Origin of the sequence: Ancylobacter pratisalsi (genome assembly GCF_010669125.1) — a bacterium.
Taxonomy (GTDB): Bacteria; Pseudomonadota; Alphaproteobacteria; order Rhizobiales; family Xanthobacteraceae; genus Ancylobacter; species Ancylobacter pratisalsi.
Map to the genome: position 1 here is coordinate 2,756,365 of NZ_CP048630.1, position 21,797 is coordinate 2,778,161.

A 21,797-nucleotide genomic window follows, 5' to 3' on the forward strand; every position below is an offset into this window, starting at 1 on the left:
GCAATATCGCCTCGGTGCCACGAATCGGCCTGATCCGCCGGGCATGCCCCGTGAAAGAACGCTGACCGCTGCCAAGACCCGCGGCCCGGCAAATCAGGCTGCAAGGAGTTTCGAACCTCATGGACCGCATCCGCATCGTCGGCGGCAACCCGCTCAACGGGTCTATCGCGATCTCTGGCGCCAAGAACGCCGCCCTGCCGCTGATGATTGCCGGCCTGCTGACCGACGAGAAGCTGGTGCTCGAAAATGTGCCGCGCCTCGCGGACGTCGCCCAGCTCCAGCGCATCCTGGGCAATCACGGCATTGACATCACGGTGAACGGCAAACGGCGCGGCGACGATGCCTATGCCGGTCAGACCATGGAGATCGACGCCCGGCTGATCGTCGACACCGTCGCGCCCTATGAACTCGTTTCCAAGATGCGGGCGAGCTTCTGGGTGATCGGTCCGCTGCTGGCGCGTATGGGCGAGGCCAAGGTCTCGCTGCCCGGCGGTTGCGCCATTGGCACCCGCCCGGTCGACTTCCATCTCGACGCGCTGCGCGCCCTTGGCGCCGATATCGAGATCGACGGCGGCTATGTGCTGGCCCGCGCCCCCAAGGGGCTGAAGGGCGCGCGCATCGTGTTCCCGAGAGTCTCCGTCGGCGCGACCCACACCGCGATCATGGCGGCAAGCCTCGCCAACGGCGAGACCATCATCGAGAACGCGGCCCGCGAGCCCGAGGTGGTCGACGTCGCCGATTGCATCAACGCGATGGGGGGCCGTATCGAGGGGCAGGGGACCTCGACCATCCGTATCGTCGGCGTGCCGCGCCTGCGGGGCGCGCGCCATTGCGTGCTGCCCGACCGTATCGAGACCGGCACGTATGCGATGGCCGTGGCGATGACCGGTGGCGAGGTGATGCTGTCGGGGGCGCGTGCCGACCTGCTCGATTCGGCGCTTCACACGCTGCGCGAGGCGGGAGCGGAAATCACGGTTTCCAATGAAGGGCTGAAGGTCAAACGCAACGGTGCGGGCATCTCGCCGGTGGACGTGACGACCGCGCCCTTCCCGGGCTTCCCAACCGATCTCCAGGCCCAGCTCATGGCGCTGACGACCTGTGCGCGGGGCACGTCGCACATCACCGAGACCATTTTCGAGAACCGCTTCATGCATGTGCAGGAGCTTGCCCGGTTCGGTGCGCGCATTCACCTCGATGGGGAGAGGGCGACGATCGAGGGTGTGGAGAAGCTGACCGGCGCTCCGGTGATGGCGACCGATCTGCGTGCCTCGGTGTCGCTGGTGATCGCCGCGCTGGCGGCCGAGGGCGAGAGCATGATCCACCGGGTCTACCACCTCGATCGCGGCTTCGAGCGACTGGAGGAGAAGCTCTCCGCCTGTGGTGCCGAGATCGAGCGCATCGCCGGGTAGGGGCAACCTGACCGGGCCTGGGCGCCGTCCAGGCGGCGGCGGCCCATGAGGGCGCCCGGCGACGGCGCAATCCGGCCCGAGCGGGTGGCTGCCATGCAATCTCACTGCGTGCGTGCTTCTACCTAACCTCTTGCCGTGTCACACTTGCATCGCCATTTCGGCGGCATTGGCGATGCGGAGTTGAATTATGGCGGGTCTCAAGCTCATTGCGCTGGACAGCGAGGATCTGGCGGTGCTGTCGGTCCATCTTCAGGACGCGGTGGTTGCGGTCGGCGACATGACCTATCTGCCCAAGGAGCGCCGCTTCGCGCTGCTCGCGAATCGCTTCGACTGGGAGAAGGCCATTCAGGCCGAGGCGATGGCGGATCCTGATGCGCCCCCAGGCCTCGCGGCGGCCTCTGTCGGCCCTTGTGTGCGGCGCCGGGCGGGTCTCCGTTTCGAGCGCGTGCTCGGCGCGCGTCTTCGCGGCATCGATCTCAAGGACAAGCGGGCCGTTCTGAACCTGCTCGCGCTTAACTTTACCGAGACCGACGCGCCGTCCGGCACCATCACCTTCCTGTTCTCCGGCGGCGCGGAGGTGCAGCTCGATGTGGAGTGCATGGAGGCCGGGCTTCAGGACCTGGGTCCGGCATGGGATGCCAAGGGTACGCCCTGTCACGAGGCGGAGGAGGAAAGCCGCTGACCGGGCACAGGCCTTCGTGACGCGCGCCGCAGCGGGCGGGCGCCTGCTGCGTGGCCCTTGGAGCATGGCCTTTGCGGGCTTGCCTTTAACCGCGTGCCGTGACGCTCTTGTCTTCGGCGGGCTCGGTTGCGATAGGACGGGGCAACGCCGCGCCTGCCGCAGGACATGATGATGCCGCTCCGTCTCGACACCCGCTCTCCCGATTTCGATACCCGCTTCACCGCCTTCCTCGGCACCAAGCGGGAGGTTTCCCATGATGTCGCCCAGGCGGTGGCACGCATTGTCGAGGATGTGCGCCTGCGAGGCGATGCCGCGCTGGTGGAGCTGTCGAGGACGTTCGACAGGGTGGACCTCGACAGGCTCGGCATACGTGTGACCGAAGCGGAGATCGACGCGGCGTTCGCCGCCGCCGACCCGCAGACGCTCAAGGCGCTCACGCTGGCCCATGAGCGCATCCGCTCCCATCACGCTCGCCAGCTGCCCGAGAGTTCGCGCTATATCGATCCGATCGGCGTCGAGCTTGGCCATCGCTGGACGGCGGTCGACGCGGTCGGGCTTTATGTTCCAGGCGGCACGGCGGCGTATCCCTCCTCCGTGCTGATGAACGCGGTGCCGGCCAAGGTTGCCGGCGTTGAACGGCTCGCCATGGTGGTGCCGGCCCCCGACGGTCAGCTCAATCCACTCGTGCTCGCCGCGGCGCGTCTTGCCGGCGTCGATGAGGTCTATCGCGTGGGCGGGGCACAGGCGGTGGCGGCCCTGGCCTACGGGACCGAGACCATCGCCCCCGTGGCCAAGATCGTCGGGCCGGGCAATGCCTATGTGGCCGCCGCCAAGCGCCATGTCTTCGGCACGGTCGGTATCGACATGGTGGCGGGGCCTTCGGAAGTGCTGGTGATCGCCGATGGCGACCAGAACCCGGACTGGATCGCGGCCGATCTGCTGGCGCAGGCCGAGCACGACACCGCCGCGCAGTCGATCCTGATGACCGATGACGACGAACTGGCCGAACGGGTCCTGGCCGCCGTCGAACGCCAGCTGGCGACATTGCCGCGCCGCGAGATCGCCACGGCGAGCTGGGCTGATTACGGTGCGGTGATCCGGCTGGCCAGCCTGAACGAGGCGCCGGCGCTTTCCAACCGCATCGCCCCCGAGCATCTGGAGATCATGACCGCGGATCCCGAGGCGCTGGTGGCCCGCATCCGTCATGCCGGAGCGATCTTCATCGGCGGACATACGCCGGAGGCGATCGGCGACTATGTCGGCGGCTCCAATCATGTGCTGCCGACCGCGCGTTCGGCGCGGTTCTCCTCCGGGCTCGGTGTGCTCGATTTCATGAAGCGCACCTCTATCCTGAAATGCGGACCCGACCAGCTTCGCGCGCTCGGGCCGGCGGCGATCGCGATTGGCGAGGCGGAAGGGCTCGGGGCCCATGCGCGCTCTGTCGCGATCCGGCTCAATCTCTAGGGCGGGCCGATGGCGGATGGCGAGGACCGTGATGGGGCGAACGATGCGGACGCCTTTGGCGCCAGCCGCCGCCTGACGGCGGTGACGCTGGATGCGCACTCCATCGGGCGTTCCAATCGCGACGTCGAGCACGAGCGCGCTGTCGCCATCTACGACCTCATCGAAGAGAACAGCTTCTCCCCGCACGGTGACCCCAAACCCGGCCCCTACCAGCTCACGATCGCGCTCGCGGAGGGACGGCTGCTGTTCGATATCTCCCGTGAGGACGGATCGCCCGTGGTGCAGCATCATCTTTCGCTGAGCCCGCTGCGCCGCGTGGTGAAGGACTATTTTCTGGTCTGCGAGAGCTATTATGGCGCCATCCGCACCGCGAGCCCGTCGCAGATCGAGGCGATCGACATGGGCCGGCGGGGGCTTCACAATGAAGGCTCCGAGCTGCTCCAGGAGCGGCTGAAGGACAAGATAGACATCGATTTCCGGACTGCGCGGCGGCTGTTTACGCTGGTCTGCGCCCTTCACTGGAAGGGCTGAGCGTGCCCGGCGCCTCCGCTGTGGATGTGCCAGCGGGCCTGGTGGCGCCCGCGCGGCGCGAGCGGCCGCAATCGGTGCTCTTCATGTGCGGGCAGAACGCAGTGCGCTCGCCGATGGCGGCGGTGCTGGCCAAGCACCTGTTCGGTCGCTCGCTCTATATCGGCTCTGCCGGGGTGATGAAGGGGGAAAGCGATCCCTTCATGCTCGCGGCCATCGACGAGATCGGGCTCGACCTCAGCCGCCACAGGCCGCAGACCTTGGAAGAGCTGGAAGAGAATGAAGGGCTCGGGTTCGATCTCGTGATCACGCTGTCTCCAGACGCCCACCACCGCGCGCTGGAACTCACTCGGACCAATGCGATTGATGTCGAATACTGGCCCACGCCCGACCCGACGCTGGCGAGCGGCAATCGCGAACAGCGCATGGATGCCTATCGTGCCGTGCGCGACGAGCTGGAAGCCCGCATCCGCGCCCGCTTCCGCCCCCGCTGAGGCGTGGAGAGCGGATGCCGGGCTTTTCGCTCTGTGGGAGGGCGCGATTAACCGGCAGGATGCACTTTCTTGTCGATGAGGTGATTCCACCTGATCGCAAAAGGCTCTAGCTTGCCGGTCCTTTCTGCATGACCCGCCGGCCTTCGGCGGGAGAGGAGTTTCTGCGTGAGCGCCCGCCCCCAATTGGTGCTGGCCTCGGGTTCGCCGCGCCGGCTGGCGCTGCTCGCCCAGGCCGGTCTCGAACCCGATGCCCTGCTGCCGGCCGATATCGACGAGACGCCGGAGCGCGGCGAGCTGCCGCGCCGGCTCGCGCTTCGCCTCGCACGCGAGAAGCTGATGGCGGCCGATGGGCGCCGCAAGGCTGGTAACGAGTATGAGGACGCTTACCTTATTGCCGCCGATACGGTGGTCGGCGTCGGCCGGCGCGTGCTGCCCAAGCCGGAGGTCAGCGAGGAAGCGGCGGATTGCCTGCGTCTGCTGTCCGGCCGCGCGCACCGCGTCTACACCGGCGTCGCGCTGATGACGCCGAAGGGCGGCGTGCGCACGCGTCTCGTCGAGACGCGGGTGCGCTTCAAGCGCCTGTCGCGCGAGGACATGGACTTCTATCTCGCCTCGCGCGAATGGCACGGCAAGGCGGGTGGTTACGCCATCCAGGGGCTTGCCGGCAGCTTTGTGATCAAGCTGGTGGGCTCCTACACCAACGTCGTCGGCCTGCCGCTGGCTGAGACGGTTGCGATGCTCGCCGGCGAACGCTTTCCCATCCACAACGCCTGGGCGGGGCCTGAGTGAGGCCCGCCGTGCAAAGGGAGACGGGACAATGACTTCCGATACCCCGGACGATCCGGGCCGCGACGGGCCGGCCCGGCAGGTTTGCCCGATCTGCGGCAAGGCGGCGGCAGAGAAATATCGCCCCTTCTGCTCCTCACGCTGCGCCGATGTGGACCTCAACCGTTGGCTGACGGGCGCCTATGCCATTCCCGTGACCGAGGACGACGATGAGGACGGCGAGGAGCCGACCCTGAGCCCGGCGCCGCCATCCGAGCGTTAGGCCTCGTCATCTGTCTGTTGCCGGGCTGTCCGGCTGGTTTCGGGAGATCGCGGTCCTGGATCGTTCGCAATCAGCGACGTGCGCGGCCCGCCATTCTGCCGCCGGCCCCGGCGGCCGGTGAGGGCGCCATCATCTGTAGGCCGGATTGGGGCGTCGGGGGGCTGTCCACCGGGTGCGGCTCGCCCATAGGGCCCGCCTGAAGGACGAGATTGACTGCTCCTTGCCTGATCCGGGAAACAGATGAATTCGGCAGGCTTTTCCACAGCCGGTCATATGGACATGGGACAGCGGAGACTCTATAACGCGCCCCGCTCCGTACGGCTTCGTGCCGTCGTAGCTACGCCCAGGTAGCTCAGTTGGTAGAGCATGCGACTGAAAATCGCAGTGTCGGCGGTTCGACTCCGTCCCTGGGCACCATTTCCTGGTCCGGCATGGTCCGTGGAAGTCCAAACTAAGCTGAAAAATCAATGATTTAGCTGGATCGAGTGGCCCGGCATGGACCGGCTTGATCCATGGGCATGCAGCAAAATTGTTGGTAGCGTTGTTGGTATCGCTTGTCGGGGGTGTTGGTATCGCCCCCAAGCAGGGGTCTAACCATGCCGCTTGCCGACGTCGCCTGCAGAAATGCCGAGCCCGACAAAACCCTTAAAAAGCTCTCCGATGGTGGAGGCTTGCAGCTGTGGGTCCAGCCATCAGGCCACAAGCTCTGGCGCCTCGCCTACCGATTTGGAGGCAAGCAGAAGCTACTAGTGACCGGTCCCTACCCGTTGGTCTCGCTCAGCGACGCGCGACACGCCCGGGACGATGCGAAGCGGATTTTGCTGAGCGGCAAGGATCCGTCCGAGGTCAAGCGGGCGAGCAGGGTGGCCGAGAAGAGCGGCCCGACCTTCCAGCAGATTGCGGATGAGTATGTCGAATAGCTTAAACGCGAAAACCGGTCCGAAAAGACAATCGTGAACTTGAGGTTTCTGGCATTGTCGTCATTGATCAAAATGGGCGCTGTCCAAGCATTGCGTCGCGAGAACACGAAAGCCAAAGCGGTTCGAGGAAGCATGATGGACAACTCAAGCGACTATGTAACTTCGTCGTCCGACCACCCCGAGGAAATGAAAACGGTCTGGGACGTCAGGCTCGGCAACCGCATCACGCTACAGGGCAGCGCCAGCATCCGGTGGACGCCGAGAGGCGTTCTCTTGGCCGGCATTGCCACGTCGGCGATCTTGCTTGCCGTCAGCGCCGTGGTTCGGGCTCATCGTTCGTGAGGCCTTCGCGCTGAATCTGCGTCGACAAGAACCGCGAGTGGCCGGGGCGGTTGAGGAACGATAGCGAACTGTACCCGAGCACGGCGAAGTAGCGCCAGGATCTGGCGTTGAACGTTTCGCCAACCGCGGACGGTCGGCTGAACACCGAGAGCGGACACTCTACAGTCCGGTATCGACGGCCAAGGCTCAAGTGGAGCCCCGGCCGCAGATGCCTCACACGTCCACCTTCAGCACGATCTTCCCGAAGCCGCCGCCGGCCTCCATGGCGTGATGCGCCTCGGCGGCCTGCGCCAGCGGGAAGACTTTGCCGACCAGCGGTCTCAGCCGGCCGTTGGCGAACATTGGCAGCGCGCCTTCCGCGAAGCGCCGCACCATGGCGCGCTTTTCGTCCACCGTCCGCGATTTCATCACCGTGCCGATGAGGCGCAGGTGGTTGTGCAGCAAGACGGAGAGGGGAATGTCGGCGCTATCCTGCCCGCCGAGTAGACCGACCTGGACGAGGCGCCCGCCTGGGGCGAGGCTGCGCAGATTGCGGGCGAGATAGTCGCCGCCGACGAAATCCACGATCACGTCCACGCCGCGCCCGCCGGTAGCGTCGCGCACGCCCTGCTCGAAGTCGTCGGTTCGATAGTCGAACACGGCCTCAGCCCCGAGCGCCAATACGTCGGCGCGGCGTTCGGCATTGGCGGTCGCGAAGACGCGGGCGCCGAGGGCATGGCCGATTTGGACGCCGGCGGAGCCGACACCGCCGGCCGCCGCGTGGATGAGCACGGCTGTGCCGCTGGCGGTACCGCCCAGATGCACGGCGGCTTCCCAGGCGGTGACGAAGGATTCCATTACCGCGGCCGCCTCGAGATCGTCGAGGTGCTCGGGAATGCGCACCGCCATGTTGCGGTCGACGCGGGCAAACTCGGCATAGGCGCCGCCGCCGACGATTCCCATCACCCGCTCGCCGGGCTGGATGCCGGTGACATCCGCTCCGACCGCAACCACCTCGCCGGCCACTTCAAGCCCGAGCAGATCGCTCTCGCCGTAACTCTGGCGGCCGTAATAGCCCTGACGCTGCAGAAGATCGGCGCGGTTGACGCCGGCCGCGTGCACCTTGACCAGCAGGTCGCCGGCACGCGGTTCCGGCATCGGCACCTCGGCCAGGCGGAGGACGTCCGCCGTGCCGAAGCCGTCAAACGTGATCGCCTTCATTTCGCGCCGGCCTTGGCCACCGCCCGGCGGGCGATGCTGGCGGCGAAGAGCGGCGTCTCGCGGCGGTTGTGGTCGCCACCGGCGTCCTGCCGGGCGACGGCCGCCTGCTCGAAGGTCTGGCCGTGCGCGGCGAGGAAGTCCATGAACACGTCGGTCGGGTGCGAGGTGACGCGGTTGGTGTAGCGGGTGCGGCCGCCCTCGATCGCCTCGGCGATCAGCTCCCAGATCACGTTGACCTGCGTGCGGCCCGCGGGTGTGAACACGTCGGAGATCGAGTTCATCCGGCAATAGGCGGGCGTCGCTTCCTCCGCGACATAGTGCTGGATGACCAGCCCGGTACCGATCATTTCGACATTGATGACCATGCGGCGGCCGTCATCGGTCGTCGTGACGCCGGAGCCGATATGGTCGGGCGGACAGCAGCGCAGATATTCCGCTTCCGGCAGCGTAAAAAGCCAGTCGGCGATGTCGATTTTTTCGAACGCAACATCGATCTCGGCGGTATAGGCGGACTGAGAGAGGATCTTGTCAGTGAGGACTTTCATAGATCTGCCTTGTCGGTAAACGTTTGTATTAGATTCCAGTCATCGTCCTCCCGCAGGGCGAATGCCAATACGATGAAGGTCGATGCCTGTGACGTTATGCGCGGCGCCTCGGCCGGATGTATTTCGACATTTCCATAATCGCTGCCCTTCCTTGCGAGATGGAACGCCGGCGCGCTTTGCCCCGGCGATTGTGAGCAGGCGGGGAGACGCCGCCGCTGTGTGAACGCGGCGAATATGCGAGTGTCCGGGATCAGCGATAAGCTGGCGCTTCCTGCAAACGGCTTTGCCCGGACCGCAAAGATGAGACCCCATTTCGCCGAGTATCTCGCCACCTTCGTCGATGTCGTTCGGGCGGGGAGCTTTTCCGGCGCCGCCCGCCGGCGTGCGGTGACGCCTTCAGCGATCGTTCGCCAGATCGATACGCTCGAAGCGGATCTGGGGGTTGCGCTGCTTGTCCGCTCGACGCGCGCGCTCGCGCTTACCGATGCCGGGCAGCGCCTGCATGAGCGGGCACTGCGGCATCTCGACGAACTGGCCGATACCCATGCCGAGGTTGCCGCCTTCGACGGTTCCGTTTCCGGCACGCTGCGGATCGCCTGCTTCCCCACCTTCGGCAAGCGCTATGTCCTGCCGGTCGTCGCGGCGTTGCAGGCCGAACATCCCGCCCTGCATGTCGAGCTCGACCTGACGGAGCGGCTGGCCGATCCGGTGATCGAGCGTCTCGACGTCGTCATCCGCATGGGCGCGCTGACCGACAGCACGCTGATCGCGACAAGACTGGCGCCGCTCACGCGGCTGCTGGTGGCGAGCCCGGCCTATCTGGCGCGGGCGGGCACGCCAGACGACGCGGCGGATCTGTCATCGCATCGGCTGATCGACAAACTACACGGCGCCGATCTCCTTGGCTGGCGCGACGTGCTGGGCTGCCCGGCCGGGCATGGCGGGAAGGGAGTGGTGACCTTCCGTTCCGATGATTTCGAGGCTTTGCGCGCGGCGGCTGAAGCGGGCTTGGGCGTCGCGTTCCTATCGAGCTGGGTCGTTGGCCCGGATGTGAAAGACGGGCGTCTCATCCGGCTGCGGCCGGGCGGCGAGCCCTGGAACGACGGTCTGTCGGGGATCTATGTCCTTCGCGCCCTGCCGCAGCCGAGCGCAAAGGTAAGAGCCCTTACCGAGGCCCTGCGGAAATCAATCGGAAGTCCACCGATCTGGGAGCCGTGATTGGCGGCCGGCTGATGAGCTTAGTGCGCCAGAAACGGACGCCGCGATTGTCCTCCATGGAGGACATCCGCGGTCGGCGGAGATCCGTCCTCGCCAAAGGTCAGGCAGGAGGCCGCGATCGCCCTGCTGGTTAACATGCCGCCTATCGGAACGCGAGGGCCGGTGACTCCGGTGTCGGCGCGAATGGCCCGCCGACACCAGATGTCTCTTGCTCAAGCCTTCATGACCGGCGGCGGCCCCCAGGAGCCGTCGAGGATGGAAGGTGGCGTCTTGTTCGGCCAATAGAGCCGCATGGTCATGGCGAAGGACGCGGCAGGCGCGGGTAGCCAGTTCTGCTCTTTGTCCTTGCCCGGCGATTCGTGCTGAAAGTAAAGCGTCAACGAGCCGTCTTCATTATAGATGAAGCTGTTACGCGTGCTGACGGTGAGCTTGTTGAGCGCGTTGGGATAGAACCACAGCCCGTTGTCGATCTGATACATGGTGATCGACCAGAAGCCCTGTTCGTTGATCGGCGGCAGCTCCCCCTTTTTGAAGGTGAGTGTGTAGTTGTTCTTGCCGTCGAGCTTGACGCCGGCGCCGTCCACATAGGTCGTCGGATAGACCGAAACCTGGGTCTGCTGCGAGGGCCAGCCGTTCGAGGCCCAGATGGCGCGGGTCAGATAGTCCGTGCCGTAAATGGCGCCCGTGGTGGTGACCCGCCAGCCATTCACGTCCTTGCCGAGCGTTGCCCAGGTCTCGTTCAGCTTGTCGGTGACGCGCTGGGGCACGTCCTTGAGCGCGGCACGGATGGCGGGATCGAGCGATGAGAGCTTGAATGGCTGGCCCGGGACGATGCCGATCTTGGCCATCTTCTCGAGCATTGGCGCGTCCTCGGCGGGCGGCACGGCCACGGTGCCCATCAGGCGCGTCATCCAGTCGAAATAGCCTTCGACCCCAAGCGCCAGAATGACCTTCTGCGGCGCTTCGTCCATCTTGATACCCACATCCGCCACGGGCTGGGGAACGAAGGTGTAATCCTTGGTGTACGAGGACAGCGGCACGAGCCTGTACTGGTCCTGCAGCTTGTGGACGATGGCGAGATCTTCGGGCGTGTCGAGCGCGTAAGTCCGTCCCAGCACGCCGAGATAGCGGGTGGGATAGGCGATGTGGATCATGCCCTTCGGCACCTCGCCCTTCCAGCCGGGACCGGTGAAGAGATAGGTCGCCGCCGCCGTTCCGGTGGTGTTGGTGCCCACCGAGTGCTTCACGACCATCCACAGGTCGATCAGCTCGAAGTTGAAGAAGCGATCCTTGATCTCCGGATGGCTGAAGACCATGGGCTCCTTCAGGTCGAGCCATGCCATGGAATAAAGCGTGTCCGCATTGGTGGCCGAGACGCCGCGATAGGTCGCCGGCGGATAGCCCCGCACATTGAAGAAGGAGCCCAGTGGGGCGCTCATCAGCCCGGCCTTGGCCACATTACTCATTTGCAGGCGGGTGACGTCGGTGGTCACCAGCGAGTAGCCATAGATGTAGGCATCCATGGCGATCTGCCGTGCCTCGTCGGGGCTGATGCTGGACGCGTGCGCAAGAGTGGGCGCGAGGGTAGACGCGGGCACCACAGCGGCGGCCAAGGTGCCCACGGCCGTGGTGGCCAAGAAGGCGCGACGAGAAAGCGCATTCATTGCAAGATGTTCTTTCATATGGGCCTCTCCTGAGCTGCTCGATGAGGCTGGCCCCGCTCCGCGCGCGGGGACGTAGAACAAAAACGACCCAGGCCTGGTGACGCGGCGCGGTTCAGGGCGCGGCCGAGCCTGCACTCCGCTATCAGTTTGGGCAACACGAAAGGCATCCCGGCCGTCGTCGCCCACCAGCCTGTTCTGACAGCGAAGGCCGTGGTCATTGGTATTCCCTGCCTCTATCGTGCCGGGTGCCGCTCCTCGCTGGGCGCACCATGATTTGGAATTGAGCGGTTAGGCCGAAAGATCAAAAAGCGATGTTTCCCGCCACCCATTTTGCGCCAGTTCCGCGGAGGCTCTCGGCGAACACGGCTCTCGGCTCGACAACACTCATCACCATCACGGCGCTGGCAGGCGTTTCGGGGTTCGTCCGCAACGCATTCAGCGAGCGGCTGCTCAACAGCGCCAACCGGGCAGCGATGCTCGATATCGAAGCCATCGAGGATCAGAACTGCTTCATCCCGCATCTGACAGTAACGACCTTCGCCGATGCCGTCGCGAAACTGTCCGGCGAGCCGTATTTCACGCTTGCTCTCGCGCCCCACCTGACCATGGCCAGCAAGGGATGCTGGGCCGACTACATGCTTGCCGCTCCGACCTTGGGCAGAGCCATTGAGCGAGCGATCGGCACCATCGGTTTCCATAGCAAAGGCGACACCATGTCGCTTGCCGTCAGTGCCGGCGAGGCGCGGCTCAGCTATGCCAGCGCCGCCAGGGTATTTGATGGCTACCTGCACGTTGCGATCGGCACCGTTGGAATTCTCCTGAGCCTTTGCAGGCACTTCCTATCCGCTGCGTGGCGTCCGCTGCGGATCGAGTTTGACCTTGCCCGGCCGAAACACCGGACAGCCTTCGAGGATTCCTTCGACTGCCCGGTCATCTTTGATGCGCCAAGCCTGTCCTTGTGCTTCGAGGCCAGTGAGCTTGCAAGAAGCCGCGCCGCAGGTCACCAAGGCTGGCCGATCACGGTCGCAGACATCGCCCGGGCACGGGTGGAATGCCGGACGCTGAATAGTGTCCGCGATGTCATCCTTCAGCAGATCTGGACGCAGGTGCAGAGCGGAGAGGTGTCGGTCGAAAGCGCGGCATGTTCTCTCGACACGAGCGTGCGCACCCTTCAGCGCGAACTGAACCGTGAGGGCACAAATTTTCGCGAACTTGCGAACGCCATGCGCACCAGAAGGGCGGCGGAGCTTTTGCGAGACACGACGTCGTCGGTCACCGAGATATCAGCGGTTCTCGGCTATTCGGCGCCGGCCCATTTCGCCCGCGCCTTTCGCAAGGGGACGGGTAGGAGCCCGCATGAGTTTCGTCGACATCTCCCTTCGCAGATCGCCGTGTGACAGACGTGTATCGTCCGAAGCGCCGGGGTAGCGGATTGAGGCCGCTTCCCGGACGAGCCCGTCACCTACCCAATGCCAGCGCGCCTCAACGGCGGAAAGCGTACCCGCCGGATGTCTCCGTTTGGACTGGACGCGGACCTGGGCGGCAGATTGATCAACCGGTGCAGCTTCTCCACCGTGCCGCCGGCATCCAGCCAGTCTGTCACGTCGCCCTTGCGCGGCAGGTCGGGCAGCTCGACGATGCGAATGCGGCTGGCGACGGGCTTGAGTGCACGCGCCGCCATCTCGGCATGCTCGCGCCCGGCCTGGTCATTATCCGGCAGGATCACGACATCGGCGCCGACGAAGAACTTGATGAAGTCCAGCCTCCTCGTCACTCCAACCGGTAGCCGCCACTGGCGTCTTCGGCACGGCTTCGAAGGCAGGGAGAGGACGGTGTCCGCTGGAGCCTGTCCCGTCGTCTCCCTTACTGAGGCCGGTTAGTCAGTCTCGGCACGTGTCTATAGCTCGCCCGAAGAACTTTGCGTAAACTGGGGACACGAGGACGCATCCGTAGCGCCGCGACAGGGCGCCACGGTGCAGTGCCACTGGCGCGGACGCTGATGCCCGGAAGTACTTCCGGACGGGCTGATCGGGCTTTGGTCACGCCGATGCCCGATGGCGCAAGTGGGTTTTGGGAGACTGGCATGCCATTGGCGTCCAAGGATCGGCCGGGGCCTTGCGCGCGACATTCGCCGGCGCGTCCGGTATCGCGCACGATGCCCAGTCACCGATATCGAGCTGAAGATGCCTGATCTGTCGGAAAGCTCGGGCAGCGGCCGAGTGGCGACATTTGGGCCCTACACGCTGAACCCCGTTGGGCGTCGGCTGACGCGTGGCGCAGATGTCATCCATGTCGGAAGTCGGGCGATGGACTTGCTCATCGCTCTGGTCGAGAACTGCGGACAGGTGCTGACGCACCGCCAGCTCCTGGCTCATGCATGGCCCGGCTTGACCGTCGAGGAAGCCAATCTCCGCGTGCACATTTCCGCGTTGCGCAAGAGTCTCAATGTCGGCGAAGCGCAGGGACAGTATATCGAGAACGTGGTCGGCCGGGGCTATTGTTTCGTAGCCCCCCTCCATTGGTCGGACGCCTCTATAGCCCCGCCCACGGCAGCCATTGTCGATCCGATCATGTCGCCATCTGCCGCTGCGACCGCGCTGGCAGATGACGCGTCCTCCAGCACACCCGCTTTTCCGCCTCGTCCCCGGCAGCGACTTCCCCTGCCACCCGCTCGCATCATCGGCCTGAACGAACGCGTACAGACTCTTGTCGGGCAACTCGACAAGCAGCGTTTTGTCACGATCGTGGGCGCCGGCGGCATGGGCAAGACCACGGCCGCTGTGCTCGTCGGTCAGTATGTCCAGAGCGAGCGCGGTGGGGATGTGATTTTCCTCGACCTCAGCCCGGTTCGCGATCCGTGCCTTCTGCCGTCTGCGCTGGGGAGCATGCTGGGGGTGGTCTCTAAGCCTGGGCACACCGAAGAGGCCATCATCGCGCATCTCCGGGGAACGAGAGCCTTGTTGATCCTCGATAGCTGCGAACACCTCGTCGACGCGGCGGCGAGCCTTTGCGAGCGGCTTTTTTTGTCTTTGGATGAACTGCATATTCTCGCGACCAGCCGGGAAGCCCTCCGGGTCAGCGGCGAACACGTCCACATCCTGCCGCCACTCGAGATGCCTCCCGAGGGCGTCAACCTGACGGCGGCTGAAGCGCTCAACTTTCCCGCCGTGCAACTGTTCATGGACCGCGCCGCGACGAGCGGGTATCGCGCGCCCCTGGAAGATTCGCAGACCCAGTTAATAGGCGGTATCTGCCGGCGCCTGGATGGTGTCGCGCTGGCGATCGAACTGGTTGCAAGCCGGGCCGGCACGTTCGGTCTTCACGGTGTCGCGGAGATGATGCAGGAGAGTTTCCAGTTGCATGGGCAGGGGCGCCGCAGCGCGCCAATGCGTCATCAGACCCTGGAGGCTCTGTTCGACTGGAGTTACGCGCTTCTATCGCTGCGCGATCAGATGGTTCTTCAAAGGCTGGCGGTGTTTGCCGGCTTCTTCACCCTTAAGGACGCTTTGGCGGTCGCGAGTGATAGCCAGGAGGACCGCCTGTCGGTGGCGAACGCCGTCACCGGGCTTGTAGACAAGTCCCTGATCTGGACATCGGCAAGCGGTTCTCCCGTCTATTTCCGCCTGCTCGATACGACGCGGGTTTTCGCTGCCCGCAAGCTGGAAGAGGCCGGCGAACGGGACCAGGTGGCGCGCCGCCATCTCCATCACATCCTTCATGTTCTGAAGGAAAATAAACTTGACGCAGCGATCTTCAGTGGACGCGATCTATCCGCCCACGCGGCCCGCCTGGGAGACGTCCGTGCCGCACTCAACTGGGCACGGGATGACGCGACGAACGCCGCGGACTTCGCCCAACTGGCCGCAATCGCCGCTCCGTTCTTCCTCGGTCTTTCGCTGCTGGCCGAGTGTGAGCATTGGTGCCACCTGGGGCTCGAAGCCCTCGGCGACGAGGCCGAGGGAGAGCACATGCGGCTGCTTTTGCTCGAAGGACTGGCGATCGGCGCCATGTTCACGCAGGGTAATCGCAGCGCCATCAGTTCGGCGATCCGCAAAGGGCAATCGCTTGCAGCCCGGCTGAACGAAGTTTCTCATGAATTTCATCTGCTCGCCGGCGAGCACATTTTCATCACCCGGCTCGGCGATTTCGCCGGGGCGTTAGGTGTCGCGGAGCGATGCGCCGAACTCAGTACGCGCATCGGCACCCCGGAAGTGCTCGCGATGGCCGATTGGATGATGGGATGTTGCCATCATCTCCTCGGTGATCAACTCAAGGGGCAGCTCTTCACCGAACGCGGCTTTCAGCATCTGCCCTTCACGGATGCGCCCAATGTTGACTATTTCGGTTTCGATCATCGCGTGCGGGCCATCGAAGTCATGGCACGGGTGGCCTGGTTGCGCGGCGACATACCGCGATCGCACCAACTGGCAGTCGACGTCATCCGCGAAGCGGACCGTCGCGGTCATCCGGTCTCGATCTGCATCGCGCTTATCTACGGAACGACAGTTTCGCTGTGGAGCGAGGACACCGAGCTGTCTGGCCAGCGCATAGGCCGTCTGCTGGACCATGCCAGCCGTCACGCCTTAACCCCCTATCGTGTGGTGGGTGAAGGGCTGATGGGTCAACTCGCCGTTCAACTGGGTGAGACGGCCAAAGGCGTCGCTGCCATTGAGCGTGCACTCACCTATTGTCGTATTGAGGGTCATCAGGTTCTCGCCACGGAGATGATGGCCAGCCTTGCGCGCGGCCAGGCGGCGCTTGGCCTGCTTGACGCGGCACGTTCGACGGCCGCGGGCGCGATCGAGCATGCGCGGCTGGCTGGGGGCTGCTGCAATCTTGCCGATCTCATACTTGTCCAGGCCGAGCTTGAGATCATTGGCGGCGGGAGCGTCGAGAGTATTGATCCGTTCGTCCAGAACGCCCTGCGATTGGCGCGGCAGCAATCCGCTCATCATCTGGAGCTGAAAGCCGCTCTTCTCAACCACTGCCTGAACGAGCGCGCGGACACTGCGGCGCTCCTCGCGGAATGCCGTGGCCGGGTCTCTCCAGATTGCGCGCTCAACTACCCGGCCCTGGTGCGCGGGATGCTGGAAAAGCGGACGTAACAGCCAGCAGCGAATTCACGCGGTTTAACACAGTTAAACGCGTTTGATTCCAAGACTTGTTCTATTTTTCTTACGACGACGCTCCAGCGGACTCGCGCCGTTGCAGGGGTATTTGCGCGCGCTGGTGAAAGCCGTGAGATGTTGACCCGCATCCGGCGTGTCGAAGGATAAATGTCTTTGAATATCACGTATTGGTACAGTAATATTTTTAGTCCACTTAATATATACATAATAATAATGCTTCATACAAGAGTAGTTATATATATTTCATATATGTGCTTGATGAATTTTTTGTATTTAATTAAAATATTATTTTTGAAAAATAACTGAAAACCCTAGTTCATAGAAATATCGTGCGTCTTGAAAGAGTCCGACCGAAGAAGCCTGCCACACTGTCGGGGCTGGAGCAATCAATATGGGGCGCTCTCATGGCTAGCGTGACGATCATGGAAACGGCGAAACGCATTCAACAACCAGAAGATGTTCCGCCCAGCGTTGCAGGCGTCGACAGCACAGCCTCCCGATTGGGCGGATTACGTTCCATTTTGCGGGTAGTCCTAACGGTCGTCCTGCTCGCTGGCGTGCTCGGCGGCGGTCTCTACGCTGGCTGGGCATACTGGACCCAGTGGCGTTTCGAGGTCTCAACCGATGATGCCTATGTGCAGGCCGACATCGTGACGATCGCGCCGCAGGTCGCTGGCAACATCGCCAAGCTTATGGTCAACGACAATCAGATCGTAAAGGCAGGTCAAGTCCTCGCCATCATAGAGCAGAAGGACTTCCAGGCAGCGGTCGACCAGGCCAAGGCCGGCACACAACAGTCACAGGCGGCGATCGCCACCATCGAGGCGGAGCTGGCCCAGCAGCAGGCGGCCATTTCCGAGGCGCAGGCGACGATCGATGCCGACAAGGCAGCGGAGGTCTTTGCCGAACAGAATAATCAGCGTTTCGGCACGCTCGCAAAGGACGGCTACGGCTCGATACAGAATGCCCAGCAAGCAACGGCCCAGGTGGCCAGCTCAAAGGCTGTTGTCACCAAGGACGTCGCCGCCCTGGAATCGGCGCGAAAGCAGATTGGCACACTGACTGCCGAACTCGCGCAGGCTAAGGCCACGCTCGCCCAGAATGAGGCGGTGCTGAAGCAGGCCGAGATCAACCTCGGCTACACGACCATCACCGCGCCGGTTGATGGCGTCGTCGGAAACCGTTCGCTCCGCCTCGGGCAATATGTGCAGCCGGGAACCCAACTCCTCGCCATCGTCCCGCTTGCCCGCACCTATGTCATCGCCAACTTCAAGGAAACGCAGCTCGATCACGTTCGCGCAGGCCAGCCGGTCGAGTTTTCGGTCGACACGTTTGATGGCGAGATCGTCCATGGCTTTGTCAACAGCATAGCGCCCGCCAGCGGGGAGGAGTTCGCACTGCTGCCGCCCGACAATGCCACGGGCAATTTCACGAAGATCGTCCAGCGCATCCCGGTGAAGATCAGTATCGACCCATCCGACCCGCTCGCCGGAAAATTGCGTCCAGGCATGTCGGTCACGGCCACGATCAATGTTCGTGATACGGCGGGGGCGCCGCTCACTCAGCGGCCAGCGTCATGAGCGACACCGCTCCCGGCTCCGCCCCGGGCGGCGAGAGAGCCTCGCTGCGAACCTGGGTTATTGTCTTCGGCTGCATGCTCGGCGCACTTATCGCCGTGCTCGACATTCAGATCGTCAATTCGTCGCTTGCTGAAATCGAAGGCGGCATAGGCACCGGTACAGACAACGGCACCTGGATTTCCACGTCCTACCTGATCGGCGAGATCATCATGATTCCGCTGACCGCTTATCTCAGCAGCGTGTTTGGCTTCCGCCGTTTCCTGCTGACGAATGTCGGCCTATTTCTGTTGTTTTCTGTCGCCTGTGCCTTCGCTGCAAATCTTGGCACGATGATCGTCACGCGCGCCCTGCAGGGATTTACCGGCGGCGTCATGATTCCCATGGCCTTTACCGCGGTGTTGACGAGGCTTCCGCCAGGACAGCGCCCGATCGGCCTCGCGGCATTCGCGGTCACCGCGACCTTCGGTCCCGCAATCGGGCCGACGATTGGCGGATACCTCACCGAGCACTATGGCTGGCCCTATATCTTCTTCGTCAATCTCATCCCGGGCGCGGCCATGTTGGCCTTGCTGTTCCCGACCCTTGAGCACGAGCCGATGCAACTGCAGTTGCTGAAGAAGGGCGACTGGTTCGGCATTGGCGCATTAGCCGTCGGTCTTGGTTGCCTCCAGACCGTGCTGGATGAAGGCAACCAGGACGACTGGTTCGGCTCGCCCTACATCGTGCATCTCGCCATCGTCGCGGCCGTGATGCTCGTCACCTTTGTCGTCATCGAACTCAAAAGTACCGCGCCGGCGGTTCAGCTTCGTCTGCTGGCAAATCGAAATTTCGGGTTGGGCACGTTTGCCAACATGCTGGTCGGCTTCGCGCTGTTCGGGTCGGTCTACGTCCTGCCGGCCTATCTCGATGCTGTACAGGGTTATAACGCCGAACAGATCGGGCTTGTGCTTGCCTGGACCGGACTGCCGCAGCTCTTCATCATTCCCTTTGTTCCATACGTCCTCGCGCGCGTCGACGTGCGGGCCGTCGTCTGCATGGGACTCATCGTGTTCGGAGCGAGCTGCCTGCTGAATACACATCTGAGTTTCAACGATGGCGGCGAGCAATTCATGCTTACCAACATCGTGCGGGCTTTTGGCCAGGCTTTCCTGATCGCGCCTTTGTCAGCCATTGCGATGGCGAATATTCCTCCCAAGGATTCTGCGGCGGCTTCTGGGCTTTTCAACATGCTGCGAAGCTTGGGTGGCGCGATCGGAACCGCGGCCTTGGCGACCATCATCACCAAGCGCGAGCAATTTCATTCAAACATTATCGGTCAGTCCGTGACATCGGCCAATGTTGTGGACCAATCATTTCTGACCCGGCTGCAGCTGTACTTCGAATCTCATGGGGTACCGGATCCCGGGCGCTCGTATCATCAGGCAGAGATCCTGCTCGGCAATCTCGTCGCCCAACAGGCGCTGATAATGGCCTTTTCTGACGCGTTCTATGTAATGGCCGTCATCCTGGCCATCGCCGCGATCGCTGTCATTCTCACGAGGGTTGCCATGGCGCCAGGAGGCGCCAGTGGCGGGCGTCATTCCTGATATTGAACCGGTTGCCGGCTAAAAGCTGGTTGGTTTGCCCTTTCGGTGCGCCGCTGAGACGATGGATATCGACCTGCGCGACTGATCCTCCTCCGGCTTCCGGCGGTCCAGAAAATGGTCTCGGATCAGTCCTTGTTGCCCGCTTTGACGCAGTCCTGCGGATCGAGCTCAAGTCGCTCATCTTCAGTCTCCCTGCGGAGCCTGAATCAGATCGCGCCTCTCATATCAGGGGCACTGATGCCCGGATGGAAATTGAGCGCGACATCACGCCAACCGCCATGCGTGAACCGGAAGTTCGTTCGCTCAGCAGTCGGTCTTGTGGAGCTTGAGAATACGGCCGGTCATCGGGTTCGTCATCGCCCTCAAATAGGCCTGGGCGACCTCCCGGGCGGGAACAGGGGTGTAGCCACTGAAGTAAGGGTGGAAGGCCGTTGCCTCTGAAAGGACGGTCGGGCTGACACAGTTGATTCGCAGGCCGCGAGGCAATTCTTCTGCAACTCCTTTCACGAATCCCTCGACCAAGTGATTCACGGTGGTTCCAATCGTCCCAGCCGGGATACGCTCATCTGTGAGAACTCCCGAGACCAGCGTGAAGGATCCTCCATCGGCGATGAACCGCAAGGCCGCCCGCACGAGATTGATCTGTCCCATGCCCTTGGCGGCGATGGAATTTGCCCACTGTTCGTCGCTGGCGAGTTCAAAGGGGGCCGGGAACACATCCCCGGCGGCGCTGGCCACCGCGTCGAACCTGCCCAGGCTGCTGAACAGTTCCGTCAGGCTTTGGATGTCGGTCATGTCGGCCTGGCGATCGCCCGAGCTCCGTCCGACAGTCACGACTTCATGGCCATGATCCTTCAGTATCTGCTGTACCGCAGAACCGATCGTGCCCGTTCCAATAACAACAGCTTTCATCTTTCTTCTCCGGTTCAGATCAAAGCCAACTCCAGGCGGAGCTTGCTCAAGTCCTCATTTATGCTGGGAATAGAAGAGCGATGATCAGCGCCATCGTCACGGCGCTGAAGAGTGTGCTCGCAATCACGATTGACCCCACTGTCGCGGAATCCCGCCCGTAACTGACGGCGAAAAGGATGCCGAAGAAGCCAGACGGAATAGCGGCGAGAAGAATGGTTACCCTGGCCGTTTCCATGGGAACGGCGAAAATGGCGGTGGTGGCCACGGCAAGCAGTGGACGGATGATGTCGGCCGCCAAGGTCGCGGCCATCACCCTCCAACGGGGTCTAAATGATTGTGCCGACAGCACAAGACCGGTCAGGAACAGGGCCGCACCGGCCGCCGCCTGTCCGATGAGCGAAAGGCTTGCCGTCAATACCGGACCGAGCTGAATGTCAGCCAAGGAAAGAGCGATGCCGGCCAATGGCGCGACCACAACCGGCTTCGTCAGCGCCCGCCGAAGCGCCCTCAGGAGGCGCTCGTTCCCTCCATCAGGCGCTGTGCCGTTCTGGGCATAGAGCTCCACAATGACGAGAGTGATGGGGCTGACAACAACGGACCCGGCCGCGAGCGCGATAGCAACCTGAATCGTGCCCATCGGCCCAAGCACGGCGGCGGCGACAGGAAGGCCGACACCGGCAAGGTTCGGAAAGGCGACCGTCAGTGCCTGCAGCGCGGCCTCGACGTGATCGGCCGCCAGATAGCGGCGGGCGACGACATACCAGCCGCAGAACACGATGAGCATAACGGCGCTGAGCAGCAGGAAGAGCGGGGCCTGTGCTATCATCTCGCTGCGAGGCGCCGAAGCTATCGCGACAAATAGCGCCGAGGGCAACGCGAAGTCCATCGTCAAGGAATTCAGGCCGCCAACTTGGTGATTATCGATGATTTTGATTCGACCGGCAATGTAGCCGAGTGCCATCACGAAGAAGAGCGGCGCAAGTGCCATGAGAATGGTGTGCATGATCGTGCTCGTATCTCAATTTGTGAGATCGGATATTGCTGGTGGTGCGCGTAGGAGTTTGTGCACGCTCAAA

General features: G+C 63.4%; 20 protein-coding genes and 1 tRNA gene. 15 read left to right on the forward strand and 6 right to left on the reverse strand.

Going from position 1 to position 21,797, the window contains the following annotated elements:
* Positions 1 to 119: 119 nt before the first annotated feature.
* The 10 genes from murA (at position 120) to G3A50_RS12950 (ending at position 6,887) form a co-directional block, all read left to right on the forward strand.
* Positions 120 to 1,409, forward strand: a complete 1,290-nt coding sequence (gene murA / locus G3A50_RS12905) for a UDP-N-acetylglucosamine 1-carboxyvinyltransferase (protein ID WP_163075654.1) — start codon at positions 120 to 122, stop codon at positions 1,407 to 1,409.
* Between the two features lie 187 nt (positions 1,410 to 1,596).
* A complete protein-coding gene (locus G3A50_RS12910) occupies positions 1,597 to 2,091 on the forward strand; it encodes a DUF2948 family protein (protein WP_163075655.1) in 495 nt (164 codons plus the stop codon).
* A 171-nt stretch (positions 2,092 to 2,262) separates the two neighbouring features.
* The gene (gene hisD, locus G3A50_RS12915) at positions 2,263 to 3,555 is read left to right on the forward strand and encodes a histidinol dehydrogenase (protein WP_163077616.1); all 1,293 of its coding nucleotides are present in this window, start codon (positions 2,263 to 2,265) and stop codon (positions 3,553 to 3,555) included.
* Between the two features lie 9 nt (positions 3,556 to 3,564).
* Positions 3,565 to 4,086 carry a UPF0262 family protein gene (locus G3A50_RS12920; protein WP_163075656.1) on the forward strand — a complete coding sequence of 174 codons (522 nt, stop codon included), beginning with the start codon at positions 3,565 to 3,567 and terminating at the stop codon, positions 4,084 to 4,086.
* A gap of 83 nt (positions 4,087 to 4,169) precedes the next feature.
* Entirely contained in the window at positions 4,170 to 4,577 is a 408-nt protein-coding gene (locus tag G3A50_RS12925) for an arsenate-mycothiol transferase ArsC (RefSeq protein WP_246252453.1), read from the forward strand.
* A 165-nt stretch (positions 4,578 to 4,742) separates the two neighbouring features.
* Positions 4,743 to 5,366, forward strand: coding sequence for a Maf-like protein (locus tag G3A50_RS12930; protein ID WP_163075657.1), 624 nt, complete (start codon positions 4,743 to 4,745; stop codon positions 5,364 to 5,366).
* A gap of 28 nt (positions 5,367 to 5,394) precedes the next feature.
* Complete coding sequence (yacG, locus tag G3A50_RS12935; RefSeq protein ID WP_163075658.1) at positions 5,395 to 5,625, forward strand: DNA gyrase inhibitor YacG; 231 nt, start codon at positions 5,395 to 5,397, stop codon at positions 5,623 to 5,625.
* A 341-nt stretch (positions 5,626 to 5,966) separates the two neighbouring features.
* Positions 5,967 to 6,042, forward strand: a tRNA-Phe gene (locus tag G3A50_RS12940).
* Positions 6,043 to 6,221: 179 nt separating this feature from the next.
* Complete coding sequence (locus tag G3A50_RS12945) at positions 6,222 to 6,545, forward strand: Arm DNA-binding domain-containing protein (RefSeq protein WP_163075659.1); 324 nt, start codon at positions 6,222 to 6,224, stop codon at positions 6,543 to 6,545.
* Positions 6,546 to 6,578: 33 nt separating this feature from the next.
* A complete protein-coding gene (locus G3A50_RS12950) occupies positions 6,579 to 6,887 on the forward strand; it encodes a hypothetical protein (RefSeq protein ID WP_163073202.1) in 309 nt (102 codons plus the stop codon).
* Between the two features lie 213 nt (positions 6,888 to 7,100).
* Here G3A50_RS12950 and G3A50_RS12955 read toward each other — a convergent pair whose 3' ends face one another.
* Complete coding sequence (locus G3A50_RS12955) at positions 7,101 to 8,087, reverse strand: NAD(P)H-quinone oxidoreductase (RefSeq protein ID WP_163075660.1); 987 nt, start codon at positions 8,085 to 8,087, stop codon at positions 7,101 to 7,103.
* On the reverse strand, positions 8,084 to 8,632 hold the full coding sequence (locus tag G3A50_RS12960) for a hypothetical protein (RefSeq protein WP_163075661.1): 549 nt from the start codon (positions 8,630 to 8,632) through the stop codon (positions 8,084 to 8,086). The genes G3A50_RS12955 and G3A50_RS12960 overlap by 4 nt, the downstream gene beginning before the upstream one ends.
* A gap of 300 nt (positions 8,633 to 8,932) precedes the next feature.
* Between G3A50_RS12960 and G3A50_RS12965 the strand changes: the two genes are divergently transcribed.
* A complete protein-coding gene (locus tag G3A50_RS12965; protein ID WP_163075662.1) occupies positions 8,933 to 9,850 on the forward strand; it encodes a LysR family transcriptional regulator in 918 nt (305 codons plus the stop codon).
* A 212-nt stretch (positions 9,851 to 10,062) separates the two neighbouring features.
* On the opposite strand, the gene G3A50_RS12970 is transcribed toward G3A50_RS12965, so the two are convergent.
* Complete coding sequence (locus G3A50_RS12970) at positions 10,063 to 11,514, reverse strand: DUF1254 domain-containing protein (RefSeq protein ID WP_163075663.1); 1,452 nt, start codon at positions 11,512 to 11,514, stop codon at positions 10,063 to 10,065.
* 311 nt (positions 11,515 to 11,825) lie between these two features.
* Between G3A50_RS12970 and G3A50_RS12975 the strand changes: the two genes are divergently transcribed.
* Entirely contained in the window at positions 11,826 to 12,911 is a 1,086-nt protein-coding gene (locus tag G3A50_RS12975; RefSeq protein ID WP_163075664.1) for an AraC family transcriptional regulator, read from the forward strand.
* A 65-nt stretch (positions 12,912 to 12,976) separates the two neighbouring features.
* Here G3A50_RS12975 and G3A50_RS12980 read toward each other — a convergent pair whose 3' ends face one another.
* Positions 12,977 to 13,288, reverse strand: coding sequence for a hypothetical protein (locus G3A50_RS12980; RefSeq protein WP_163075665.1), 312 nt, complete (start codon positions 13,286 to 13,288; stop codon positions 12,977 to 12,979).
* Positions 13,289 to 13,697: 409 nt separating this feature from the next.
* Here G3A50_RS12980 and G3A50_RS12985 point away from each other — a divergent pair, with 409 nt between their 5' ends.
* From G3A50_RS12985 to G3A50_RS12995, 3 genes are all read left to right on the forward strand, one after another.
* Complete coding sequence (locus tag G3A50_RS12985) at positions 13,698 to 16,619, forward strand: winged helix-turn-helix domain-containing protein (RefSeq protein WP_281355809.1); 2,922 nt, start codon at positions 13,698 to 13,700, stop codon at positions 16,617 to 16,619.
* Between the two features lie 428 nt (positions 16,620 to 17,047).
* A complete protein-coding gene (locus tag G3A50_RS12990) occupies positions 17,048 to 18,223 on the forward strand; it encodes an HlyD family secretion protein (RefSeq protein WP_163075667.1) in 1,176 nt (391 codons plus the stop codon).
* A complete protein-coding gene (locus G3A50_RS12995; protein ID WP_163075668.1) occupies positions 18,220 to 19,809 on the forward strand; it encodes a DHA2 family efflux MFS transporter permease subunit in 1,590 nt (529 codons plus the stop codon). Before G3A50_RS12990 ends, G3A50_RS12995 begins: the two co-directional genes overlap by 4 nt.
* A gap of 303 nt (positions 19,810 to 20,112) precedes the next feature.
* On the opposite strand, the gene G3A50_RS13000 is transcribed toward G3A50_RS12995, so the two are convergent.
* Both G3A50_RS13000 and G3A50_RS13005 read right to left on the reverse strand, forming a co-directional pair.
* Entirely contained in the window at positions 20,113 to 20,721 is a 609-nt protein-coding gene (locus G3A50_RS13000) for a short chain dehydrogenase (RefSeq protein ID WP_163075669.1), read from the reverse strand.
* 58 nt (positions 20,722 to 20,779) lie between these two features.
* Entirely contained in the window at positions 20,780 to 21,724 is a 945-nt protein-coding gene (locus tag G3A50_RS13005) for an AEC family transporter (RefSeq protein WP_163075670.1), read from the reverse strand.
* Between the last annotated feature and the right edge of the window lie 73 nt (positions 21,725 to 21,797).

What these genes read in the sequence shown, in the direction of transcription:
- G3A50_RS12910 (WP_163075655.1), top strand. Translation starts at nt 1,597, where the DNA reads ATGGCGGGTCTCAAGCTCATTGCGCTGGACAGCGAGGATCTGGCGGTG.
- yacG (WP_163075658.1), top strand. Translation starts at nt 5,395, where the DNA reads ATGACTTCCGATACCCCGGACGATCCGGGCCGCGACGGGCCGGCCCGG.
- G3A50_RS12955 (WP_163075660.1), bottom strand. Translation starts at nt 8,087, where the DNA reads ATGAAGGCGATCACGTTTGACGGCTTCGGCACGGCGGACGTCCTCCGC.
- G3A50_RS12920 (WP_163075656.1), top strand. Translation starts at nt 3,565, where the DNA reads ATGGCGGATGGCGAGGACCGTGATGGGGCGAACGATGCGGACGCCTTT.
- G3A50_RS12925 (WP_246252453.1), top strand. Translation starts at nt 4,170, where the DNA reads ATGTGCGGGCAGAACGCAGTGCGCTCGCCGATGGCGGCGGTGCTGGCC.
- G3A50_RS12960 (WP_163075661.1), bottom strand. Translation starts at nt 8,632, where the DNA reads ATGAAAGTCCTCACTGACAAGATCCTCTCTCAGTCCGCCTATACCGCC.
- G3A50_RS12970 (WP_163075663.1), bottom strand. Translation starts at nt 11,514, where the DNA reads ATGAATGCGCTTTCTCGTCGCGCCTTCTTGGCCACCACGGCCGTGGGC.
- hisD (WP_163077616.1), top strand. Translation starts at nt 2,263, where the DNA reads ATGCCGCTCCGTCTCGACACCCGCTCTCCCGATTTCGATACCCGCTTC.
- G3A50_RS13000 (WP_163075669.1), bottom strand. Translation starts at nt 20,721, where the DNA reads ATGAAAGCTGTTGTTATTGGAACGGGCACGATCGGTTCTGCGGTACAG.
- G3A50_RS12945 (WP_163075659.1), top strand. Translation starts at nt 6,222, where the DNA reads ATGCCGCTTGCCGACGTCGCCTGCAGAAATGCCGAGCCCGACAAAACC.
- G3A50_RS12985 (WP_281355809.1), top strand. Translation starts at nt 13,698, where the DNA reads ATGCCTGATCTGTCGGAAAGCTCGGGCAGCGGCCGAGTGGCGACATTT.
- G3A50_RS12965 (WP_163075662.1), top strand. Translation starts at nt 8,933, where the DNA reads ATGAGACCCCATTTCGCCGAGTATCTCGCCACCTTCGTCGATGTCGTT.
- murA (WP_163075654.1), top strand. Translation starts at nt 120, where the DNA reads ATGGACCGCATCCGCATCGTCGGCGGCAACCCGCTCAACGGGTCTATC.
- G3A50_RS12995 (WP_163075668.1), top strand. Translation starts at nt 18,220, where the DNA reads ATGAGCGACACCGCTCCCGGCTCCGCCCCGGGCGGCGAGAGAGCCTCG.
- G3A50_RS12990 (WP_163075667.1), top strand. Translation starts at nt 17,048, where the DNA reads ATGGCTAGCGTGACGATCATGGAAACGGCGAAACGCATTCAACAACCA.
- G3A50_RS12975 (WP_163075664.1), top strand. Translation starts at nt 11,826, where the DNA reads ATGTTTCCCGCCACCCATTTTGCGCCAGTTCCGCGGAGGCTCTCGGCG.
- G3A50_RS13005 (WP_163075670.1), bottom strand. Translation starts at nt 21,724, where the DNA reads ATGCACACCATTCTCATGGCACTTGCGCCGCTCTTCTTCGTGATGGCA.